We start from the raw sequence: 21,091 nt of genomic DNA on the forward strand, positions 1-21,091 counted from the left end.
CGTCCCGATGGCGGCGCGTAAGATCGTCAGATGTCGTGCTTGCGAATGTTCTTCAGCATCTTCTGCAATGTCGCGATCAGCGCCGCGTATTCGGCATCGTCGACATCGTCGAACATAGCCTCGAAAGCGTCGTGCATGGCCGGCCAGGCGCGCGCGAACTCGGCGCGGCCATCGTCGGTCAGGAACACATGGCGGATCCGGCTGTCTGTGACCCCCTGCTCGCGCCGAACAAACCCTTGTCCCTCCAGCGTGTCGAGCGTGCGGCTCAAGGTCGACTGCTCGATGACGGTATAGACCGAGAGATCGTTGACGGTGACGCCATCGGTGACCGACAATACGGCCAGCGTGCGCACCTGCGGAATGGTCAGGCCCTGCTTGCGGAAATTGTCGCGCAGCGTGGCGTTGTAGCGGCCCATGATGCGGTTCATCAGATAGGGCGCGAACTGCTGCAGGCCGATCTGGCCCAAAGTCGAGATGCGCTGGCGTTTTTCAACCTTCTGTTCCATCACAGCCTCCCCGCCAGGAGAAAGCCGGAGCCGCCGCCCAAGCCAGCACCCGGATGGGTCGAGGCGCCGATGTGGTAGAGACCCCTGACCCCGGTTTCGTGATTGCGGCTCGTCTTGAGCGGCCGCCACAGAAACGACTGGTCGATGGTCGAGGAACCGCCATAGGGGTCGCCGCCGACCAGATTGATGTTCATCGCTTCCAGGTCGGCCGGCGAACAGGCGCGGCGCGCGATGACGCTGTCCTTGAACCCATCGATATGGCTGGCGAGGATCGCTTCGGCACGGTCGGCATAGGCTTCGCGCAGCGCCTCGGTCCAGCGACCGTCTGCCGGTGTTTGCAGTTTGCCGGCGGCATCGCCCTTGATATGGCGTGGCGCCTCGGGCAGTTGCAGCCACAGGACCGCCTTGCCGTCCGGGCAGCGCGATGGGTCGAGTACGTGCGGCTGGCCGACGCAGATGGTCGGCACCTCCGGCAGCATGCCGCGCATGGCTTCGTTGCAGGCCTTCGAGACGCCGTCGAGCCCCGGCGTCAGATGCAGCAGCGCGACCTTGTCCAGGCCCTCGCCGCGCCATGCCGGCGGCTTGTCCAAGGCATAGTGGATCTGGAAATTGCTCTTGCCATAGCGGTATTTTTGCGCTGCCTCGACGTCTGCTTTCGGCGCCGCGTCGCCGAGCAGCCGCCCGTAAAGCTGGGTCGGCGTGACCGAGCAGATGACGCTCTTGTTCACGCTGATCGTTTCGCCCGAAGCCAGCCGCACGCCGGCGGCGCGGCCTCCGCCTTGGACAATAGCCGCGACGTCGGCGCCGGTGCGGATTTCGCCGCCACGTTCCCTGATCAGGGCTTCGAAGGCTGACAGCAGATTCCTGGCACCGCCCTTGACGATCGGCGCGCCGGCCGCCTCAAGCGCGAAGGCGATGACCTTGGCGATCTGGCCGGAGAACGCGTCCTCAGGCCCAAGGCCGGCATGCAGCACCCAGGGCGCCCACAGCGCGCGCATGGTTTCCGACTGGTAGGTGCTTTCCAACCAACCGCGCGCTGGCACCAGCGCGCGGCCGAGAAAGGCGGCAAGGCCACGCGGGCCGCGCCGCCAGGCTTCGCCCGCGAGCAGCTTTACCGTCGGGTAAGACCACAGGCTGCCGCCGAGCAGACCGAACAGCAGGCCAGCATTGCGTTCGATCTCGCCGACATCGTTTGCGTGCCGGTCGCCGTCGCCCGCGGCAAGCGCATTGATCGCCGCTACATTGGCGATGCGATCGGTGCGCAGGACGGCATGGCTGCCGTCCGGGCGCAGCACACCGGTCGGCGTGGAGGTGTTGCAAAACTCCAGGCCGTGCCGCGCCAGATCCTTGCCCAGCGCGGCATAGGCCGGCGAGGTGATGAACAGGACAAAGGTCGTCGCCATCACGTCGTGGATGAAGCCGGGCGCGGTGATTTCTTCGGTGCGCATGCAGCCGCCGATGCGGTCGTTGCGCTCGAGCACCAGCACCTTCGCCCCCTTGCCGCCAAGCATCGCCGCGCAAACCAACGCGTTGATGCCGCTACCGACGATGATGTGATCGATATCGCTCATCGAGGGTTGCTCCGGGTGAGCGGAAGGTGGAATTCATTTGTGTGGATTGGCGTTTCTTCGCGCCCCCCTCTGTCCTGCCGGACATCTCCCGCACTTGGCGGGAGATCGGCTGTCACCGCGGCCTTCGCCACTCTCCAACGTCGCAGGAATGAGCGGGGCACCGAAACTGCCAATCTCCCCCTAAGTGGGGGAGATGTCCGGCAGGACAGGGGAGGGCGCCGTAGAGCAGCCTTGCAAGACTGCCGCTCCCAACTCGTCACCACAGCATTGCCTGCAAGCATGATCTTCTCCCGAAGACCGCCAGTTGCCCTATTGTCTCGGCACGAGCGCCAGTGCGCGGATCGGGCTGCCGGTGCCGTGCTCGATCTTGAGCGGTGCGGCGATCAGGATCGCGCCCTTCGGCGGCAGCCGGTCGAGGTTGCACAGGCTGGCGAGCCCATAGCGGTTGGCCTTGTGCATCAGGCTGTGCGCCGGGAATGGCGGCTCCATTCCCCCTGCTTTGCCAGCATCCGTGCCGATCGTCTCGCTGCCCCAGCCCTTGATGTCCTTGCTGATCAGATACTGGATGGCCTCGGCCGTCGGTCCGGGCGTGTGCGGTCCGGTCTCATTGGCGTTGAGGAACTCGGCTTCCGAGCCGTTGCGCTTGTACCAGTCGGTGCGCATCACCACCCATTCGCCCGCGTTGATAGCGCCATGTTCGGCTTCCCAGGCCTTGATGTGGTCGACGGTGAGCAGGAAGTCGTGATCGGCGGCGGCTTGCTTCGAGCAGTCGATGACATTGACCGGGCCGACGAAATTCTGAACCGGAATGGTGTCGGTGGCACCGTCCGGATAATCCTTGCCGGTGATCCAGTGCTGCGGCGCGTCGAAATGCGTGCCCGAGTGTTCGCCGAGCTTCAGCCAGTTCCAGGCCCACCACGGACCGTTCTTGTCATAGTGGGAGATGGCGTGGATCTCGACCTTCGGCGTGTCCACCGCCAGCTCCGGCGGCAGCTTGATCAGCGGCGTGTTGGGCCCGAGCGGCGCCGTCAGGTCGACCACCTGGATGGCGCCTGAAAGAAGCTGGCCGGCGACGTCGCCGAGGAGTTGTTGTGTGTCCATGGTCTCTGTTCCCTCTTTCTCAATGGTGCTGAAGGCTCTCGCGGCCCTTAATATCCTACTAGACGAAAACATATGCATCTGCAATTATCTTTAAGCATAAAGGAAATGGGACGGGGCGTGAGCGAGTTCGACGCCATATTTGTCGGGGCAGGCCACAACAGTCTGGCATGCGCCGCGCATCTGGCGCTCAAAGGCTGGAAAACAGCGGTTTTCGACCGCAATCCAACGATCGGCGGCGCCGTCCAGACGCGTGAATTCACGCTTCCAGGCTTCCGGCACGATTTCGGCGCAATGAATCTGGGCCTGTTCGCCGGCTCGGCCTTTCACAGGAAATATGCAAATGAATTGAAAACCCACGGGCTGGAATTCGTGCCGGTGGCCGACTGTTTTGCCAGCGCCTTCCCCGACGGTCGCTGGTTCGGCGTCAGCAGCGACCTGGAGAAGACCACTGGACGGATGACCGCCTTCTCCGCGACCGACGCAGCCACATGGCGCCGTCTGGTTGCGGCATTCCCGGCGGAGGCCGAGCATCTGTTCCGGCTGCTGGGCTCGCCGATGAGTGGGCGTGCGCTCGCCGGCACGGCCTGGAAGCTCTGGCGCAAGAAGGGTATTGGCGGCGCGCTCGATACCGGCCGATTACTGCTTTCCTCACCCCGCGCGTGGCTCGAGCAGACTTTCGAGTCACCGCATGTCAGGGCGACGCTGGCCACCTGGGGCATGCATCTCGATTTCGCGCCTGACATCGCTGGCGGCGCGGTATTTCCTTACCTCGAATCGATGGCCAACCAGTGCTTCGGCATGCTGCTCGGCAGAGGCGGCGCCGACACGATCATCCGCGCTTTGTCGGGCATGCTCACGGCAGCCGGCGGCAAGATCGTCACTGGGGCTGATGTCGCCGAGATCACGGTTTCGGCCGGCAAGGCGACCGGCGTGCGGCTCGCTTCCGGCGAGACTCACACCGCCACCAGGGCCGTCATCGCCGGTGTCGCACCCAAGGCGCTGACCGGGAAACTGTTGCCCAATGGATCGGGCGACGCCGGCTTCGACACGGCCATGAAAAAATTCCGCCACGCGCCGGGCACGATGATGATCCATCTGGCACTCGACGATTTGCCGGACTGGCGCGCCGGCGCCGAGCTTCGGCAGTTCGCCTATGTGCATCTCTCGCCGTCGCTCGACGCCATGTCGCGAACCTATCAGCAGGCGATGGCAGGCATGCTGCCGGAAGAGCCGGTGCTGGTCGTCGGCCAGCCGACCGCGGTCGATCCGTCGCGCGCGCCGGACGGCAAGCATGTGCTCTGGGTGCAGGTGCGCATGCTGCCGGCCGAGATTGTGGGCGATGCGGCGGGCATGATCGCGCCGGCCCACTGGGACGAGGCTAGGGAGCACTACGGCGAGCGCGTCCTCGACATTATAGAGCGCTATGCGCCCGGCCTTCGCCGGAAGATCCTCGGCCGCGCCGTGTTCTCGCCCATCGACCTCGAACGCGAGAATCCCAACCTGGTCGGCGGCGACCAGGTCTGCGGCAGCCATCATCTGGCGCAGAATTTCCTGTTCCGGCCGGCGCGCGGTTACGCCGGCTGGAACACGCCGATCGGCAATCTGCACCTGACCGGGGCGGCAACATGGCCGGGCGCCGGCACCGGGGCGGCGTCAGGCTTCATGCTCGCACAACAACTTGGCGGGAGGTAGGCTCCATTTTTCATCCAGGGTGAAGGAGGACAAGGCGCGGTTGCCCAAGGAGCCTGAACCCACCGATTGACAACGACACCGCGCATAAAAGCAACAGGGGAACGACCATGACAATCAACAGACGAGAATTGCTCGGATACGGCGCGGCCGCACTTGGCGCCACGGCGCTCGGCCTGCCGCAAATCGCCAAGGCTGCCGGCGAACTGACTATCGCCTACAACGTCAACCTACCGTCCTGGGACCCGACCACCGGGCCTTCGGCGGTCAACCCGACCATCCAGGGTCTCTACCAATCGGTGTTCGACCAGTTCATCCCGCAGAAGCCGGACCTTTCTTTCGCACCCGGCCTGCTCACCGAATGGGGCTGGAACGAGGATCGCAGCAAGATCATGATGACGGTGCGCGAGGGCGTCACCTGGCATGACGGTTCGCCGTTCACGGCCGAAGACGTGGTCTGGTCGCTGCAGCGGGCGGGCGATGAAAAGACCGGCAACCCGATCCAGTTCGTCTGGAAGAACGTCAACAACTTCAAGATCGACGGCAACAAGATCACCGGCGACGTCGTGCAATTCGACCCGGTGTATTTCAAATGGATGTCGTTCCTCACCGGCTACATCATGCCGAAGGCCTATTACGAAAAGGTCGGCGCCGAGGGTTTTGAGAAAGCCCCGATCGGCACCGGGCCCTATATGGTCGACAAATTCGAGCGCAACGCCTTCCTGCGGCTCAAGGCCAACCCGAACTACTGGGGCGGCAAGCCGGCCTTCGAAAACGTAACCATCAAGTTCGTCACCGATGCGGCGAGCCGCGTCGCCGAGATCGAGTCCGGCTCCTCGCAGGTGACTCTCGAAATCCCCTATGAGGAATATGACCGCCTGATCGCCAAGGACGGACTTACCGGCTCATGCAAGAATGTTTCCGACATCGGCATGATCTTCTTCAACGACATCGACGTGATGCTGGACAAGAACGTGCGCCAGGCAGCGGTGATGGCGGTCGATAAAAAGCTTTTGGTCGACCGGCTGCTGCGCGGTTACGGCCAGCCCATCGATACGCTGGAGACGCCGGAATACGCCGCCTACGATGCGTCGATCAAGGCCGAACATAACCCGGAAAAGGCCAAGGAATTGCTGGCCGCCTCCGGCTATTCGCCGGAAAAGCCGGTCAAGTTCACGATACAGACGACCAAGGGCTTCAAACCCAAGGACTACGAGATGATCCAGGCGATCGTCGGCATGTGGCGCAAGGTCGGCATCGAGGCGACGATCGAGGTCTACGAGATCGCCAAGCATTATGAGTTGCGCGCCGCCGACAAGCTGGCGCCGGCCGCCTTCTACAATTGGGGCAACGCCATCGGCGACCCGACCACCTCGACCGGCTTTGCCATGTATGGCCCGAGCCCGCATTCGGTGTGGGACAGTCAGGATCTGATCGACATGATCAACCCGCTGTGGGGCGAGAAGGACGAGGCCAAGCGCATTGCCGGCTGGAAGGCCGTCGACAAGTACATTGCCGAGCAGGCCTATGTACTGCCGCTGATCCAGTATGCGCAGCCGATCGTGCATGCCAAGGGCGTCAATGTCGTGCAGCATGTGTCGGGCGCGCTGTTGCCGGCGCTGATGAGCCCGGCCTGAGACAGCCTTCGGCTTGCCGCGCGCCGTGCGGAATGACGGCGCGCATTTTCTGTCACGGGCGACCATGCTGCTGCAAAGATTCCTGATCCGTCTTCTGACGATGGCGATCACGCTGTTCGGCGTGGCCGTCGTCGTCTTCGTCGTCATCCGTGTCGCGCCAGGCGATCCGATCGCGATGATGCTGCCGCCCGGTGCAACCGATGCCGACATCGCGCGTCTGCGCGCGCTTTACGGGCTGGACAAGACCATCGTCCACCAATTTTTCATCTGGCTGGCAGGTGTCGTCAGGGGCGATTTCGGCACTTCGATTTCGCTCCGGCAGGATGTTCTGGGCCTGGTCTTCAACCGCCTGCCGGCGACGCTGGAACTCGCGATCGTCGCGCTCTTGATGGCGCTGGCGATCGGCGGCACGACGGCGATCCTCGGCGCGCGCGAACGCGGCACCGCGGTCGAGGCTGGCATCGACATCGCCAGCGGTGCGGCGCTCTCGATTCCCGATTTCCTGTGGGGTTTGGTGCTGATCCTTTTGTTCGGCGTGCTGGTGCCGGTTTTTGACATTTCCGGCCGGGTGTCGCCGCAACTCGATCTGCCCTTCGTCACGCAGTTCTATTTGTTCGAGAGCATCGTGCGGCTGCGCTTCGACCTGACCAAGGATCTGCTGGCGCATATGCTGATGCCGGCCGTGGCTCTGGCGCTGCCACTCGCCGCGATCATCTCGCAGCTGCTGAAACAGTCGCTGAAGGAAGTGCTCGACCTCGACTATGTCGTGCTGGCGCGGGTAAAGGGCTTTTCGGAAACGCACGTCATCCTGCGCGAGGCGTTGAAAAACGCCGCCCTGCCGACGCTCACTCTGGTCGGCGTGCAGTTCACCTTCCTGATCGGCGGCACGGTCATCGTCGAGCGGCTATTTTCCTATGAGGGTCTCGGCAACATGGCGATCGATGCCGTCATCAACCGCGACCTGCCGCTGATCCAGGGCATCGTGCTGGTGTTCGCGCTGCTGTTCGTGCTGATCAACCTCAGCGTGGACATGATGTATGCGCTGCTTAATCCGAGGCTGCGCCATGGATGAGGCCCGCATTTCAAGACATGGCTCGCAGGCACGCCTGTGGCTGGCCGGCGGCTGGCTGCTGATTGGGCTGTTGGCCGCGATTTTTGCGCCGTTGGTCGCGCCGCAGGACCCACTGGCGCAGGATTTGATGCTGGAGCGGCTGCCGCCGTTCTGGCTGAGCGGTGCTGAGCCCGGCTACTGGCTCGGCACCGACAGCCTCGGCCGCGATCTTCTGTCACGGCTGATCTTCGGTGCCCGCATCGCCTTCATCGTCGCCTTCGTGGCAGCCCTTGCCGCCTGCCTGGTCGGCTCGACGCTGGGGCTGATCGCCGGCTATTTCGGCGGCTGGGCCGACCGCATCATCTCGCGTATCGTCGATGTCTGGATGGCGTTTCCCCCGGTGCTGTTTGCCATCCTTCTGGTCGCTGTGCTCGGCACCGGCTTGAGCTCGGTTATCATTGCCATTGCCGTCATCGACTGGACGCGCTTCTGCCGGGTGATCCGCGCCGAGACGATGGGCCAGTCGCGCATGGACTATGTCGAGAACGCCCGCATCGCCGGTTACGGCCGCATCGGCATCATGCTGCGCGAAGTGCTGCCCAATGTGGTGCCGTCGATCGTGGCGCTGCTGTCGCTGGAGATGGGCATTGCCATCATCGTTGAGGCGATCCTGTCCTTCGTCAATCTGTCGATCTCGACCGACGACCCAACCTGGGGCGGCATCATCGCAGAGGGTCGCCTATCGATCCATCAGGCCTGGTGGGTGCTGGTGTTCCCGCTGGTCACCCTGATCCTCACGGTGCTGTCGTTCAGCCAGTTCGGCGAAGGTCTTAGGGCACGTTTCGATCCGGTGCTGCGATGAACGCGCTGGCGAAATCCTGCCTCGACATACGCGACCTTAGCGCGGTGCTGCCTAATGGCTTGCGCGTGTTGCGCTCGGTATCGCTTTCCGTTCAACCCGGCGAGGTCCGCGCGCTGGTCGGCGAGAGCGGCGCCGGCAAGACGATGATCGGCAAGGCGGTGCTCGGCGTGCTGCCACCCAGCGTGCGCATTGTCGAAGGCGACATGCTGCTCGAGGGCGAGGACCTCGGCAAGCTTCAGCCGAAGGCAAGGCGCACGCTGATCGGCGCGCGCACCGCGCTGATCCCGCAGGACCCGCTGACCGCGCTCAATCCGTCACGGCGAATCGGCCCACAGATGACCGACCGGCTGGTGCGCATCCTCGGCTGGAGCGGTGAGAAGGCCGATACACGCATCCGCCAATTGCTGGACGAGGTGCAGATCCGCGACCCCGAGCGTGTCCTCAAATGCTATCCGCACGAGCTGTCCGGCGGCATGCGCCAGCGTGTGCTGATCGCCGCGGCGTTCGCAGCCGAACCAAGGCTGATCGTCGCCGACGAGCCGACCACGGCGCTCGACGTGACCGTGCAGAAGCAGATCTTGCGCTTGATCGCTGCGTTGCAGCGCGAGCATGGCACGGCGATCCTGTTCGTTACCCACGATCTCGGCGTCGTCGCCAAGATCAGCCAGAAAGTTTCAGTGCTCTACGCCGGCAAGGTGGTGGAGGAGGCCGAGACGGCTGCTCTCTTCGCTGCCCCGCAGCACCCCTATACGCGGGCGCTGATGGCCGCGACGCCGCGCTACACCGATCCCCTCGCTTCGCTGAAACCCGTGGACGAGGCGGTACTGGCCGGGCTGGCCGCGGAGATCGCCGCCGCCGACCAGGCCTGGAGGCACCCGCATGGCTGAGCCGCTGTTTTCCGTGCGCGGGCTGAAGGTTGCCTTACCCGACATGACGCGCAAGCCGTTGTTTGGCCGCGCTCCGTTGGCCGAGATCCTGAAAGGCCTGGACTTCGATCTGCCCAGGGGATCGGTGACCGGCATCGTCGGCGAATCCGGGTCGGGGAAATCGACGCTCGGCCGCGCGCTGGTGCGTCTGCTGGAGCCCAGCGCCGGCAGCGTCAGCTTCGACGGCCGCGACATCACGCATCTGCCAGAGGCGGAGCTGCGGCCCGTACGCCGCAATCTGCAGATGATCTTCCAGGACCCGATGTCGTCGCTTAACCCACGCCGCACCATCGCCAGCATCATCGCCGCACCACTCAAACAGAATGGCCTCGGCGACAATCTGAAAGCCCGAGTTGCTGAAGCGCTTCAGCGCGTCGGCCTGCCGCAAGGCTTCGCCAGCCGCTATCGTCATGAATTGTCGGGCGGCCAGCGCCAGCGCGTCGGCATTGCCCGCGCGCTGGCGCTGTCGCCGAAATTCGTGCTGGCCGACGAAATCGTCTCAGGCCTCGATGTGTCGACCCAGGCACAGATCCTGACGCTGTTGGAAAAACTCGCCGCCGAGATGGGCCTGACCGTTGCCTTCATCAGCCATGACCTGTCGGTGATCCGGCGGCTCTGCCGGCAAGTGATCGTCATGCGCGAAGGCGCGATCGTCGAAGCCAGTGCGACGGATACTTTGTTCGAGAAGCCGCAGCAGGCTTACACGCGCGACCTCCTCGCCGCCATTCCGCTGCCCGAGATCGATGACGCCTGGCTGCTTCCCGCCGCAAAGGCGCCGGCATGAACACATTCCTACTCGCACACCGAAGAGCGGGCCTCGGACGTGCGCCGACAAGTCAGCTCGCGAAACGGAGGAGAACTGGAATGAAATACGCAATCAGAAACACGATGCTTGCGGCCGCTCTGGCCGGCTCGATGGGAGCAGCCTCGGCTGATTCGATACCCGGCATGCGTGGCCACGACCACACCGGCGTCACCGTCCCCGACATGCAGCAGGCCGTCGAGTTTTTTACCGAGGTGGTCGGCTGCAAGAAGGCGATGTCGTTCGGCCCGTTCGCCGACGACAAGGGCACGTTCATGCAGGATCTGCTGGGCGTCGATCCCAAGGCAGTGATCGAGGAGATCACCCTGGTCCGCTGCGGACACGGGTCGAACATCGAGCTGTTCAAATACACCGCGCCGGACCAGAAGGACCTGACGCCTCGCAACAGCGACATAGGCGGCTTCCACATCGCCTTCTATGTCGACGACATCGCCGCCGCAAAAGCCTATCTTGACGGCAAGGGCGTCAAGACGCGGATGGGGCCGCTGCCGGTTACCGAAGGCCCGGCCGCCGGCCAGACTATCCTCTACTTCCAGGCGCCCTGGGGCTTGCAGTTGGAAGCGATCAGCTATCCCAATGGCATGGCCTATGAAAAAGATGCGGAGACGGTGCTGTGGAGCCCGAAGAACCCGGAAAAATAGCCCGGAGCTTTCCTGGCCCGCGCAAGCCGACTGCCGGCAGGCTGGGTTTCTGAGACGGATTGTTTCAATCCTGAAACTTCAAGCTTGAATTAATCTGCTTCAGGCGTAAACTCGACAGACAGAAGCGAAGAGGAGATCGCACGATGAAAGTTGCGGTTCTCGGTGGCGGACCAGCCGGGCTCTACTTTGCAATCTCGCTGAAGCTCAGGGATGCCGCGCATGAGGTCACGGTATTCGAGCGCAACCGTGCCGATGATACGTTCGGCTGGGGCGTCGTGCTGTCGGCCGAAACGCTGGAGAACCTGACCAAAAACGACCCGGTCAGCGCCGTCTGGATCCGCAAGCATTTCGCCTATTGGGACGACATCGCCGTCATCCATGACGGCGTGCGAACGGTCTCGACCGGTCATGGCTTTTGCGGCATCGGCCGCAAGCGGCTGCTCACCCTGCTGCAACGGCGGGCGCGCGAGCTCGGCGTCAAGCTGGTCTTCGAATCCGACATCGCCGATCCAAAGCCGTTTATGGAGACGCACGACCTGGTTGTCGCCGCCGACGGGCTGAACTCGAAAGCGCGAGGCACCTTCGTCGACGTGTTCAAGCCCGATATCGACATCCGTAAATGCAAGTTCGTTTGGCTCGGCACCCACCAGAAATTCGACGACGCCTTCACGTTCATCTTCGAGAAAACCGAGCATGGCTGGGTGTGGGCGCATGCCTACCAGTTCGACAGCGATACCGCGACCTTCATCGTAGAATGCAGCGAGCAGACCTGGCAGCGCTTCGGCTTCGGCGCGATGTCGCAACAGGAATCAATTGCCGTCTGCGAGCGCATCTTTGCCCGTCATCTCGGCGGCCACGCGCTGATGACCAACGCCAGTCATATCCGCGGCTCGGCGTGGATCAATTTCCCGCGCGTCTTGTGCGAACGCTGGTCCTACAAGAACCTGGCGCTGATGGGCGACGCGGCGGCGAGCGCGCATTTCTCGATCGGTTCCGGCACCAAGCTGGCGCTGGAAAGCGCGGTGGCGCTGGCCGACTATGTCGAGTCCGAACCGGATCTCGAAGCAGCCTTCCGCAAATATGAGGACGCCCGCCGCACCGAAGTGCTGAAGCTGCAGTCGGCGGCGCGCAATTCGCTCGAATGGTTCGAGGAGGTCGAGCGCTATCTCGGCCTCGATCCGGTGCAGTTCAACTATTCGCTTTTGACGCGTTCGCAGCGCATCAGTCACGAGAATTTGCGGCTGCGCGATGCCGAATGGCTGGCCGGCGCCGAGGAATGGTTCCAGCGCCAGGCCGGTGCCGGCGGCAACAATCTGCGTCGCGCGCCTATGTTCGCGCCGTTCCGGCTGCGCGGCATGGCGCTGCAGAACCGCGTCGTCGTCTCGCCGATGGCGCAGTACAAGGCGGTCGACGGCTGTCCGACTGACTGGCATTTCGCCCATTACGCCGAACGGGCCAAGGGCGGCGCCGGTCTCCTCTACATCGAGATGACCTGCGTCAGCGCGGAGGGCCGCATTACGCCTGGCTGCCCCGGTTTCTATGCGCCCGAGCATGAGGTCGCCTGGAAGCGGCTGGTCGAGTTCGTCCATGCCGAGACCGAGGCCAAGATCTGCGCCCAGATCGGCCATTCCGGTGCCAAAGGGTCGACCAGGCTCGGCTGGCAGGGAACCGACGTGCCGCTGCCCTCAGGCAATTGGCCGGTCATGGCAGCCTCTTCCGTGCCGTGGTCGCCGGAAAACCAGGTGCCGAAGGCGATGGACCGCGCCGACATGGATATGGTGCGCGACCAGTTTGTCGCTTCGGCCGAGATGGCGGCGCGCTGCGGCTTCGACATGCTCGAAATCCACGCCGCGCACGGCTATCTCCTGTCCTCCTTCATCACGCCCGTGACCAACCGGCGCACCGACTCCTATGGCGGCTCGCTGGAAAACCGCATGCGCTATCCCTTGGAAATCTTTCATGCGGTGCGCGCCGCATGGCCGGCCGAGAAGCCGATCTCGATGCGCATATCCGCCAATGACTGGCTGGGTATCGAAGGCGTGACGCCGGCCGACGCCGTAGAGATCGCGCGGCTGCTGCATGAGGCGGGCGTAGACATCTGCGACGTATCGGCCGGCCAGACTTCGGCCGTGGCAAGACCGGTCTATGGCCGCATGTTCCAGACGCCGTTTTCCGATCGCATCCGCAACGAGGTCGGCATGGCGACGATGGCGGTCGGCAATATCTATGAGCCGGACCACGTCAACTCGATCCTGATGGCGGGCCGCGCCGATCTCGTCGCACTGGCTAGGCCGCATCTTGCCGATCCGTACTGGACGCTGCACGCGGCCGTCACGCTTGGCGATCGCGGCATCAAATGGCCGGATCCCTATCTGCCCGGCCGCGACCAGCTCTACCGGCTGGCCGAGCGCGAAGCGGCAGCGGGGTTGAAAGTATGAGTGCCACGGCGACGATTTCGGGACGTCACGCGCTGGTCACCGGCGGCGGCTCCGGCGTCGGCCGCGCGATCGCGCTGGCGCTGGCCGGCGCGGGCATTAACGTGACCATCTGCGGCCGGCGCGTGGAGCCGCTTGCCGAGGTTGCCGCCGAGAACAAGCGCATCTTCGCAGTTGCCGCCGACGTCACCGACGAGGCATCGATGACGGCGCTCTACGAGGCCGCGGAAGCGGCACACGGAGCGTTCGACATCGTCGTTGCCAATGCCGGCATGTCCGGCAGTGCTCCGGCGCAGCGGACCTCGCTGGCAGACTGGCAGCGCACGCTCGACGTCAACTTGACCGGTGCGTTCCTGACGGTGAAGCCGGCGTTGGCCGGCATGGCAGTGCGCAAGACTGGCCGTATCATCTTCGTCGCTTCCACCGCCGGATTGAAAGGCTATCCCTATGTGTCAGCTTACGTTGCCGCCAAGCATGGCGTCGTCGGCCTGATGCGGGCACTCGCCGTCGAGACCGCCAAGTCCGGCATAACAGTGAATGCCGTGTGCCCAGGGTTTGTCGAAACCGAGATGCTGGAGAGCGCCGTCCAGCGCATCGTCGAAGCGACCGGCCGCTCGTCCGAGCGGGCACGGGCAAGTCTTGCCGCGACCAACCCGCAAGACCGCTTCATCCAGCCGGAAGAAATTGCGGCCGCGGTACTTTATCTGTGTGGCGACGCCGCCCGGTCGATTACCGGGCAGACGATTTCGATCTCCGGAGGTGAGACATGGTAGCCGGTCCCCTACCCGCCCCGTCCGGACCCGGCAAGGACCGCCTGCGGCTGTGGATTCGCCTGCTGCGCGCCTCGCGCACCATCGAGGCCGAGCTGCGCGAACGCCTGCGCCAAGAGTTCAACACGACGTTGCCACGCTTCGACGTGATGGCCGCGCTCTACCGCGCGCCGGAAGGCATGCTGATGAGCGACCTGTCGCGCTTCCTGCTGGTGTCCAACGGCAATGTCACCGGCATCATCGACCGGCTGGTCTCGGAAGGGTTGGTGATGCGGGCCCGACGCAATGGCGACCGCCGCACTTCGATGGTACGGCTGACGGAAGAGGGATCGAAGACTTTCGCTGTGATCGCCGCCGCGCATGAAAAATGGGTCGGCGAGTTGCTGGGCAATGTGAGCGAGGACGAGGCGCGCCGGCTGACCGGCATGCTGACCTCCTTCCGCAGCAATTGGGAGGGACGGGAATGACGAAGATGGCTGGCCGCAAGCCGAAGCATTTCCTCTGGCAGGTCGAAGGCAAGATCGCAAAAATCCGGCTCGATCGGCCGGAGCGCAAGAACCCGCTGACCTTCGACAGCTATGCCGAATTGCGCGACACTTTTCGCGATCTCGTCTATGCCGACGATGTCGATGCGGTAGTGTTCCTTCCCAATGGCGGCAATTTCTGCTCGGGCGGCGATGTCCACGAGATCATCGGCCCACTGGTCAAGATGGACATGAAGGCGCTGCTCGCCTTCACCCGCATGACCGGCGATTTCGTCAAGGCGATGCTGAATTGCGGCAAGCCGATTATTGCTGCGGTCGACGGCGTGGCGGTCGGCGCCGGCGCAATCATCGCCATGGCGTCGGATATCCGCATCGCCACGCCACAGGCCAAAACGGCCTTCCTGTTCACCCGCGTCGGCCTTGCCGGCTGCGACATGGGCGCCTGCGCGATCCTGCCGCGCATCATTGGCCAGGGCCGCGCCGCCGAGCTGCTCTATACGGGCCGCACGATGAGCGCCGAGGAAGGCGAGCGCTGGGGCTTCTACAACCGGCTGGTCGATGCCGCAACGCTAGAGGCCGACGCGCTCGACATGGCCGCGCGCGTCGTTTCCGGCCCGACCTTCGCCCATGGCATGACCAAGACGCAGCTGAATCAGGAATGGTCGATGGGGCTTGACCAGGCTATCGAATCGGAAGCGCAGGCGCAGGCGATCTGCATGCAGACACGCGATTTCGAACGGGCGTACGAGGCTTTCGTCGCCAAGGAAAAGCCGGTGTTCGAGGGGAATTGAGGATGTTTTCTTCGATAAAGACCGACAGGTTCGCGGGACAGCGCCCCCCTCTGTCCTGCCGGACCTCTCCCCCTCAAGGGGGGAGATCGACTTTGGTTCCCACCTTAGCCAACCGCAACCGCCGCAAGATGCGGGCGGACGCCGGAGCTGCCAATCTCCCCCCTAGAGGGGGAGACGGCCGGCAGGACAGAGGGGGGCGCTGTAGAGCGCGAGGCCCGAAGCATAGCGGAGGCGGAAATGCCTGATCGGTCCTTCCTCAACTGGCCGTTCTTCGAGGACCGACACCGCGCACTCGCCGAAGAACTGGATGCCTGGTGCGGGAAAAACCTGCCGGTCGCCCATGACGATGTCGACGCCGCCTGCCGCGAGCTGGTGGCCAAGCTCGGCCAAGACGGCTGGCTGAAACCAACGGCGCTCGACACGGAAAGCCCCGGGCCGCTCGACGTGCGCGCGCTCTGCCTCACGCGCGAGACGCTGGCCCGCCATGATGGGCTGGCCGATTTCGCCTTCGCTATGCAAGGGCTCGGCACTGGCGCGCTCAGCCTGTTCGGCACGCCAGACCAGCAGCACTGGCTGGCAAAGACACGGGCCGGCAAGGCGATTTCGGCGTTCGCGCTTTCGGAGCCGCGTTCGGGCTCGGACGTTGCCAATATGGAAATGACCGCCGCGCGTGACGGCGACAGCTATCACCTATCCGGCGAAAAGACCTGGATCTCCAACGGCGGTATCGCTGACTTTTATGTTGTCTTTGCCCGTACCGGCGAGGCGCCCGGCGCCAAGGGGCTTTCCGCCTTCGTCGTGCCTTCCGAGGCCGAGGGGCTGACTATCGCCGAGCGGCTGGAGGTGATCGCGCCGCACCCGCTCGCCCGGATATCTTTCGACAATGCACGCGTCCCAGCCTCGGCGCTGATCGGCAAACCCGGTGACGGTTTTCGCATCGCCATGTCGGTGCTCGACGTATTCCGTTCGACTGTCGGCGCAGCGGCGCTCGGCCTTGCCCGGCGCGCGCTGGACGAATGCATCACAAGAGTGGCCGAGCGCAAGCTGTTCGGTGCACCGATGGCCGAGCTGCAGATGGTGCAGGGCCATATCGCCGACATGGCGCTGGATGTCGATGCCGCCGCCTTGCTGGTCTACCGCGCCGCCTGGACCAAGGACATGGGCGCGGCCCGGGTTACCCGCGAAGCCGCCATGGCCAAGCTGTTCGCTACCGACAAAGCGCAGGAGGTGATCGACAAGGCTGTACAGCTGCATGGCGGCGACGGCGTCCGCAAGGGCCATATCGTCGAAAGACTGTATCGCGAGATCCGGGCACTGCGCATCTACGAGGGAGCGTCCGACGTGCAGAAGGTGGTGATTGCACGGCAGGTGATGGGGGCGGCCTGAGACGGAGTTGTGTGGAAGAATTGATTGTCTTTGAGTTTTAAGCGACCGGATTTGAGCATTGGGAGGTTTTGACATGCACACCATCCTGCAGCCGGAAGGCTGGGCGAAACCCGTCGGCTACGCCAATGGCGTCGCCGCGCGCGGGCAGCTTGTCTTCGTCGGCGGGCAGGTCGGCTGGAACGGACAGGGCTGCTTCGAGACCGATGATCTTGTCGGTCAGGTGCGGCAAACGCTGGCCAATATTGTCGCCGTGCTCGCCGAGGCCGGCGCCAAGCCGCAGCATATCACCTCGATGACCTGGTACTTTACCGACAAGGCGGAATATCTGGCCAATCTCAAGGGGATCGGCGAGGTCTATCGCGAGGTGATCGGCCGGCATTTTCCGGCGATGGCCGCCATGCAGGTGATGGCGCTGGTCGAGGATCGCGCCAAGGTTGAGATCCAGGCCACGGCGGTTATTCCGGAGTGACGGCAACACGCGGCAATTTTTTAAGCTTAAACTTTCGCCTTGAAAAGCGCGGTACTTTGGATAGCATCCGATGTCTTACGACTGCCGTGCCGGGAGGGCTTTCCGGCAGTCCCGTCACTTGGCGCATCAAAACCGTGCGGGGGCCAAACCCGCCCGATCACAACCAGAGGGAACGAAAATGAACTTCACCCGTCGCAACCTGCTGCTTCTTGCTGCCGCCATCGGCATCGCCGGCGGCCCGGCCTCTGCCGAAGGCACGCTGAATGTCGGCGCCTATCCGACCAATCCGCCTTTTGAATACAAGAACGAGAGCGGCACGTTCGAGGGTTTCGAAGTCGACATCATCAATGAGGCGGCAAAGCGTATCGGCATGACCACTGATATCGCCGATCTCGGTTTCCAGGCGCTGTTCGCCGCCACCACCTCGAAGCGCATCGACGTCGCCATCTCGTCGATCACCATCACGCCGGAGCGGCTGAAGTCTCAGTCGTTCACGCAGCCCTACTATGATTCCGACATGGGCATCGCCGCGAAGGCCGACAGCCCAATCAAAGCCGAGGCCGACCTAAAGGGCAAGATCGTCGGCGTGCTGTCCGGCTCGACCGGCGAAGCCTGGGTCAAGGCCCACCAGGAGGCGGACGGGTTCAGTGACGTCAAAGGCTACGACACCCAGCAGAATTTGCTGCTCGATCTCAGTTCCGGCCGCGTCGATGCAGCGGTCAGCGACATTCCGGGCCTGGAATATTCTTTCACCAGGATGAAGGATCTCGCCGTAAAAGAGCGCATCAAGACCGGCGAGCAGTACGGCCTGATGATGACCAAGGACCACCCGCTGCTCGGCAAGCTGAACGACGCGCTGACCGCGATGAAGAAGGACGGCACGCTGGCCGCGATCCACAAGAAGTGGTTCGGCAGCGACGCACCGGCCGATTCCTCGAGCGTCAAGGAAATGCCTATGCCGAAGGCCTGAGCGGCAGTTCGCTCTTAAATTTCGTGCCGGCTTTCGTGCCGGCACGATTTCGGATTTCGGGCTTGGGCTCGAGCGTCGCGGGACGCCAAACGTTTTGGAAATGCTGCGATGTCGCTGCTGGACACCTTCTTCAACGCCGACGTCATGGTCTCCAGCCTGCCGGCGCTGCTGCGCGGTTTCCTGAACACGCTTCTGCTTGGAATCATGAGCATCGGCATCGGTATTCCCGTCGGCCTCGCGATCAGCCTGGTGCGGCTCTATGCGCCAAAGCCGCTTCGGCTGCTGGCTGTCGGCTACATCGACATTTTCCGGGCGATGCCGGTGCTGGTCGTGCTTATCCTGATCTACTATGCGCTGCCGTTCCTCGGCATTCGCCTGTCATCGTGGACTTCCGCGGTGATGGCCTTCGCCATCATCATGGCGGCCTATTCGGCCGAGGTGTTCCGCTCCGGCATAGAGAGCATTCCGCGCGGCCAGTTCGAGGCGGCGCAGGCGCTCGGCCTGCCGTTCTTGCTGACCTTGCGCAAGGTAGTGCTGCCGCAGGCGATCCGCGTCGTCATTCCGCCAATGACCAGCAATTGCGTTTCGATGTTCAAGGATACTTCGCTCGCCTCCACGGTAGCATTGCCTGAACTGCTGAAGGAAGCGACCAACGCGCAATCGCTCTATGCCAATCCTTCACCGCTGATCGGCGCGGCGCTGGTCTATCTGATCTTTCTCTGGCCGATGGTCCGACTCGTCAGCCTCCTGGAACGCCGCTTCCAGACCGAAAAGGCCCGCTGAGGCCGCCGCGATTTCCGTCCGCCAATTCCCGAATATCAACTTCCGTTAGGCACTTCGCAGGAGACGAGCTTGAACCAGCATCAGATTTCGAAAACCGGCGATCCCGCAGCTTTCCCGGTCGAGACGATCCGCGCCATGTTTCCCGCCTTGCAGCAAGCCGGAGACTTCGTCTTCATGGACAATGCCGCCGGCGCGCAGATCCCGCAAAGCGTGCTCGATGCGGTCACCAACCATTTGGTCGCGCATAATGTGCAGCGCGGCGGCCGCTATGGCCGCAGCGTCACCGTCGATCAAGCAGTCGCCGGCGCGCGCGAAAGCGTGGCCTTGCTGATCAACGCTACCAACCCGGCGGAGATCTGCTTCGGCATGAACGCCACTTCGTTCATCCGCCTGATCAGCCTCGGCATCGGCCAGATGCTTTCCGAGCCCTCCAACGGGGAGCGTGACGAGATCGTCATCACCGACATGGATCACGACGCTAATATCGCGACGTGGCTGGCGCTGGCGCCCGCTGGCGCCAAGTTCAAATGGTGGCGGATGCGCGAGGGCGGCAATCTGCATGTCGACGATTTGCGCCCGCTGGTCTCAGAGCGCACCCGGCTCGTCGCCTGCACGGTGACGGCGCATTCGATCGGCTCGATTGTCGACGTTGCTTCCGTGGCTGGGATTGCGCATGCGGCAGGCGCCGAAGTGTTCCTCGACTGCGTGCATTACGGCCCGCACGGGTTGATCGATGTGCAGGCCTGGGATTGCGATTATCTGGTCTGCTCCGGCTACAAGAATTTCTCGCCTCATATGGGCTTCCTGTGGGGCCGCTTCGAAACACTGAAGCGCTTGCCGACCTTCCGCGAGGATTTCATCCCCGACGAGCCGCCTTACAAAATCGAGGCCGGTACCTTCATCTACGAGAACGTCTCCGGCATGGATGCCGCGGTGCGCTATCTCGAGTCGATCGGCCGCAATTTTGCTCCAGCCAATAACCGGTTGCGACGCGACAACATCGTCGCCGGCATGAATGCCATCCGCGATTACGAGCAGGTGCTGGCGCGCGAAATGCTGGCGGTGCTCAAGGGTTGCGGCGCGACGATCTATGGTGTCGCCGACGAAGCACGCCTCAGCGAGCGCGTGCCGACTTTCTGTTTCAACATCGGCACGCTGTCGCCGCAGAGGATCGTCGAGGAAATGGCCGAGATGCAGATCGGCATTCGCGACGGCCATATGTATGCGCCGCGCCTGATGAAGCGGCTCAACCTCAGCATGGACAGCGGCGCCGTCCGCGCCTCCCTGGTGCATTACAATACGATTGAGGAAGTTCGGCGTTTCGGCGAGGCGCTGCGTACTGTCATCGCCCGGCTGTCCTAATCGGGCTGTCCGGCTGCGCTTGCGCCGTTCTGGTGGAGCGCAAAAGCGGTTGCACCCGGGCTCTCCAGGCCGGGGCGCAACTGCATGCTTGGGATCAGGTAATCGCCGCCATTCTGCTGCCGATAAGGAATGGGCCGGATTGTCTCGAGCGTCCGCATCCTCTCGCGCAGTCGCTCCGCGACAGGCTCGAAATCGGCCTCCCCGAAACGGTCCACCCTGTAGACCACGAACGGCGGAAGCACGTCGTAGCCCGGATAGTAGAGAATCCCGTGATTGATCGGGAACAGCAGATCGTCGATCGGGCCGTTGACGCCGCGGGCGGAATAATGCTCCTCCCAGCCGCCGGTGGTCACGATCAGCATTGCGCGCTTGCCGGCGAGCGTTCCCTCACCAAAGCGGTCGCCCCACCGCTTGTCGCTGTGCTCGCCGACGCCATAGGCGAAGCCGTAGGCGTACACCCGGTCGACCCAGCCCTTGAGGATCGCCGGCATGGCGTACCACCACAGCGGGAACTGGAGGATCAGGGTATCGGCCCATAACAGCTTGTCGATCTCCGCCTTGACGTCATCGGTCAGAGTGCCGCTCGCAAAAGCTTTTTTGGAGGCGCCGGCCGGCAGGAAACGTGCTTCCGGCGGCCACGACGGAAAGTCGGCACGGTCCACCTCGGATTTCCAGCCATCGGCATAGAGGTCGGACACCCGCACCTCGTGGCCCTGGGCCTGGAGTTCCCTGATGGCGACGTCACGCAGCGCGCCGTTGAGCGAACGCGGTTCAGGATGAGCAAAAACAAGCAGGACTTTCATGGGTCTACTCCGAAGAAGGACGATAGACAC

At 63.6% G+C, this 21,091-nt stretch carries 20 protein-coding genes; 16 read left to right on the forward strand and 4 right to left on the reverse strand.

What is annotated here, in order from left to right; genetic code table 11:
- Positions 1 to 26: 26 nt before the first annotated feature.
- The 3 genes from NKJ72_RS04525 to NKJ72_RS04535 all read right to left on the reverse strand — a co-directional run bounded on the left by NKJ72_RS04525 (position 27) and on the right by NKJ72_RS04535 (position 3,178).
- The gene (locus NKJ72_RS04525) at positions 27 to 506 is read right to left on the reverse strand and encodes a MarR family winged helix-turn-helix transcriptional regulator (protein ID WP_352455076.1); all 480 of its coding nucleotides are present in this window, start codon (positions 504 to 506) and stop codon (positions 27 to 29) included.
- Positions 506 to 2,077, reverse strand: a complete 1,572-nt coding sequence (locus NKJ72_RS04530; protein ID WP_352476012.1) for a phytoene desaturase family protein — start codon at positions 2,075 to 2,077, stop codon at positions 506 to 508. The genes NKJ72_RS04525 and NKJ72_RS04530 overlap by 1 nt, the downstream gene beginning before the upstream one ends.
- Before the next feature lie 309 nt (positions 2,078 to 2,386).
- Positions 2,387 to 3,178, reverse strand: coding sequence for a cyclase family protein (locus NKJ72_RS04535; protein ID WP_254816222.1), 792 nt, complete (start codon positions 3,176 to 3,178; stop codon positions 2,387 to 2,389).
- 117 nt (positions 3,179 to 3,295) lie between these two features.
- Between NKJ72_RS04535 and NKJ72_RS04540 the strand changes: the two genes are divergently transcribed.
- The 16 genes from NKJ72_RS04540 (at position 3,296) to NKJ72_RS04615 (ending at position 20,258) form a co-directional block, all read left to right on the forward strand.
- The gene (locus NKJ72_RS04540; protein ID WP_352476013.1) at positions 3,296 to 4,870 is read left to right on the forward strand and encodes a phytoene desaturase family protein; all 1,575 of its coding nucleotides are present in this window, start codon (positions 3,296 to 3,298) and stop codon (positions 4,868 to 4,870) included.
- 107 nt (positions 4,871 to 4,977) lie between these two features.
- Positions 4,978 to 6,504 (forward strand): ABC transporter substrate-binding protein, encoded by a 1,527-nt coding sequence (locus NKJ72_RS04545; RefSeq protein WP_352476014.1) that lies wholly within the window; start codon positions 4,978 to 4,980, stop codon positions 6,502 to 6,504.
- A 64-nt stretch (positions 6,505 to 6,568) separates the two neighbouring features.
- Complete coding sequence (locus NKJ72_RS04550; protein WP_352476015.1) at positions 6,569 to 7,576, forward strand: ABC transporter permease; 1,008 nt, start codon at positions 6,569 to 6,571, stop codon at positions 7,574 to 7,576.
- On the forward strand, positions 7,569 to 8,417 hold the full coding sequence (locus NKJ72_RS04555) for an ABC transporter permease (protein WP_352476016.1): 849 nt from the start codon (positions 7,569 to 7,571) through the stop codon (positions 8,415 to 8,417). The genes NKJ72_RS04550 and NKJ72_RS04555 overlap by 8 nt, the downstream gene beginning before the upstream one ends.
- Positions 8,414 to 9,304, forward strand: coding sequence for an ABC transporter ATP-binding protein (locus NKJ72_RS04560; RefSeq protein WP_352476017.1), 891 nt, complete (start codon positions 8,414 to 8,416; stop codon positions 9,302 to 9,304). The genes NKJ72_RS04555 and NKJ72_RS04560 overlap by 4 nt, the downstream gene beginning before the upstream one ends.
- A complete protein-coding gene (locus NKJ72_RS04565; protein WP_352476018.1) occupies positions 9,297 to 10,127 on the forward strand; it encodes an ATP-binding cassette domain-containing protein in 831 nt (276 codons plus the stop codon). The genes NKJ72_RS04560 and NKJ72_RS04565 overlap by 8 nt, the downstream gene beginning before the upstream one ends.
- 80 nt (positions 10,128 to 10,207) lie before the next feature.
- The gene (locus NKJ72_RS04570) at positions 10,208 to 10,807 is read left to right on the forward strand and encodes a VOC family protein (protein ID WP_254816229.1); all 600 of its coding nucleotides are present in this window, start codon (positions 10,208 to 10,210) and stop codon (positions 10,805 to 10,807) included.
- A 143-nt stretch (positions 10,808 to 10,950) separates the two neighbouring features.
- The gene (locus NKJ72_RS04575) at positions 10,951 to 13,245 is read left to right on the forward strand and encodes a bifunctional salicylyl-CoA 5-hydroxylase/oxidoreductase (protein ID WP_352476019.1); all 2,295 of its coding nucleotides are present in this window, start codon (positions 10,951 to 10,953) and stop codon (positions 13,243 to 13,245) included.
- The gene (locus tag NKJ72_RS04580) at positions 13,242 to 14,015 is read left to right on the forward strand and encodes an SDR family NAD(P)-dependent oxidoreductase (RefSeq protein WP_352476020.1); all 774 of its coding nucleotides are present in this window, start codon (positions 13,242 to 13,244) and stop codon (positions 14,013 to 14,015) included. The genes NKJ72_RS04575 and NKJ72_RS04580 overlap by 4 nt, the downstream gene beginning before the upstream one ends.
- Positions 14,009 to 14,479, forward strand: a complete 471-nt coding sequence (locus NKJ72_RS04585; protein WP_254816232.1) for a MarR family winged helix-turn-helix transcriptional regulator — start codon at positions 14,009 to 14,011, stop codon at positions 14,477 to 14,479. The genes NKJ72_RS04580 and NKJ72_RS04585 overlap by 7 nt, the downstream gene beginning before the upstream one ends.
- On the forward strand, positions 14,476 to 15,288 hold the full coding sequence (locus tag NKJ72_RS04590) for an enoyl-CoA hydratase family protein (protein WP_352476021.1): 813 nt from the start codon (positions 14,476 to 14,478) through the stop codon (positions 15,286 to 15,288). Before NKJ72_RS04585 ends, NKJ72_RS04590 begins: the two co-directional genes overlap by 4 nt.
- 237 nt (positions 15,289 to 15,525) lie before the next feature.
- Positions 15,526 to 16,674, forward strand: coding sequence for an acyl-CoA dehydrogenase family protein (locus NKJ72_RS04595; protein ID WP_352476022.1), 1,149 nt, complete (start codon positions 15,526 to 15,528; stop codon positions 16,672 to 16,674).
- A gap of 73 nt (positions 16,675 to 16,747) precedes the next feature.
- Positions 16,748 to 17,143 carry a RidA family protein gene (locus tag NKJ72_RS04600; RefSeq protein ID WP_254816235.1) on the forward strand — a complete coding sequence of 132 codons (396 nt, stop codon included), beginning with the start codon at positions 16,748 to 16,750 and terminating at the stop codon, positions 17,141 to 17,143.
- A gap of 178 nt (positions 17,144 to 17,321) precedes the next feature.
- Positions 17,322 to 18,113 (forward strand): ABC transporter substrate-binding protein, encoded by a 792-nt coding sequence (locus NKJ72_RS04605; RefSeq protein ID WP_352476023.1) that lies wholly within the window; start codon positions 17,322 to 17,324, stop codon positions 18,111 to 18,113.
- 108 nt (positions 18,114 to 18,221) lie between these two features.
- On the forward strand, positions 18,222 to 18,896 hold the full coding sequence (locus NKJ72_RS04610) for an amino acid ABC transporter permease (RefSeq protein ID WP_352476024.1): 675 nt from the start codon (positions 18,222 to 18,224) through the stop codon (positions 18,894 to 18,896).
- Between the two features lie 69 nt (positions 18,897 to 18,965).
- Positions 18,966 to 20,258 (forward strand): cysteine desulfurase-like protein, encoded by a 1,293-nt coding sequence (locus NKJ72_RS04615; RefSeq protein WP_352476025.1) that lies wholly within the window; start codon positions 18,966 to 18,968, stop codon positions 20,256 to 20,258.
- Here NKJ72_RS04615 and NKJ72_RS04620 read toward each other — a convergent pair.
- Positions 20,255 to 21,061 (reverse strand): NAD(P)H-dependent oxidoreductase, encoded by an 807-nt coding sequence (locus NKJ72_RS04620; protein ID WP_352476026.1) that lies wholly within the window; start codon positions 21,059 to 21,061, stop codon positions 20,255 to 20,257. The genes NKJ72_RS04615 and NKJ72_RS04620 overlap by 4 nt on opposite strands.
- Between the last annotated feature and the right edge of the window lie 30 nt (positions 21,062 to 21,091).

The sequence above is a fragment of the Mesorhizobium sp. M0045 genome, assembly GCF_040323385.1.
GTDB lineage: Bacteria > Pseudomonadota > Alphaproteobacteria > Rhizobiales > Rhizobiaceae > Mesorhizobium.

Coding starts and splice junctions, on each gene's coding strand:
- NKJ72_RS04605 (WP_352476023.1), top strand. CDS start 17,322: ATGAACTTCACCCGTCGCAACCTGCTGCTTCTTGCTGCCGCCATCGGC.
- NKJ72_RS04595 (WP_352476022.1), top strand. CDS start 15,526: ATGCCTGATCGGTCCTTCCTCAACTGGCCGTTCTTCGAGGACCGACAC.
- NKJ72_RS04620 (WP_352476026.1), bottom strand. CDS start 21,061: ATGAAAGTCCTGCTTGTTTTTGCTCATCCTGAACCGCGTTCGCTCAAC.
- NKJ72_RS04585 (WP_254816232.1), top strand. CDS start 14,009: ATGGTAGCCGGTCCCCTACCCGCCCCGTCCGGACCCGGCAAGGACCGC.
- NKJ72_RS04570 (WP_254816229.1), top strand. CDS start 10,208: ATGAAATACGCAATCAGAAACACGATGCTTGCGGCCGCTCTGGCCGGC.
- NKJ72_RS04530 (WP_352476012.1), bottom strand. CDS start 2,077: ATGAGCGATATCGATCACATCATCGTCGGTAGCGGCATCAACGCGTTG.
- NKJ72_RS04555 (WP_352476016.1), top strand. CDS start 7,569: ATGGATGAGGCCCGCATTTCAAGACATGGCTCGCAGGCACGCCTGTGG.
- NKJ72_RS04525 (WP_352455076.1), bottom strand. CDS start 506: ATGGAACAGAAGGTTGAAAAACGCCAGCGCATCTCGACTTTGGGCCAG.
- NKJ72_RS04575 (WP_352476019.1), top strand. CDS start 10,951: ATGAAAGTTGCGGTTCTCGGTGGCGGACCAGCCGGGCTCTACTTTGCA.
- NKJ72_RS04610 (WP_352476024.1), top strand. CDS start 18,222: ATGTCGCTGCTGGACACCTTCTTCAACGCCGACGTCATGGTCTCCAGC.
- NKJ72_RS04535 (WP_254816222.1), bottom strand. CDS start 3,178: ATGGACACACAACAACTCCTCGGCGACGTCGCCGGCCAGCTTCTTTCA.
- NKJ72_RS04545 (WP_352476014.1), top strand. CDS start 4,978: ATGACAATCAACAGACGAGAATTGCTCGGATACGGCGCGGCCGCACTT.
- NKJ72_RS04590 (WP_352476021.1), top strand. CDS start 14,476: ATGACGAAGATGGCTGGCCGCAAGCCGAAGCATTTCCTCTGGCAGGTC.
- NKJ72_RS04580 (WP_352476020.1), top strand. CDS start 13,242: ATGAGTGCCACGGCGACGATTTCGGGACGTCACGCGCTGGTCACCGGC.
- NKJ72_RS04600 (WP_254816235.1), top strand. CDS start 16,748: ATGCACACCATCCTGCAGCCGGAAGGCTGGGCGAAACCCGTCGGCTAC.
- NKJ72_RS04565 (WP_352476018.1), top strand. CDS start 9,297: ATGGCTGAGCCGCTGTTTTCCGTGCGCGGGCTGAAGGTTGCCTTACCC.
- NKJ72_RS04550 (WP_352476015.1), top strand. CDS start 6,569: ATGCTGCTGCAAAGATTCCTGATCCGTCTTCTGACGATGGCGATCACG.
- NKJ72_RS04560 (WP_352476017.1), top strand. CDS start 8,414: ATGAACGCGCTGGCGAAATCCTGCCTCGACATACGCGACCTTAGCGCG.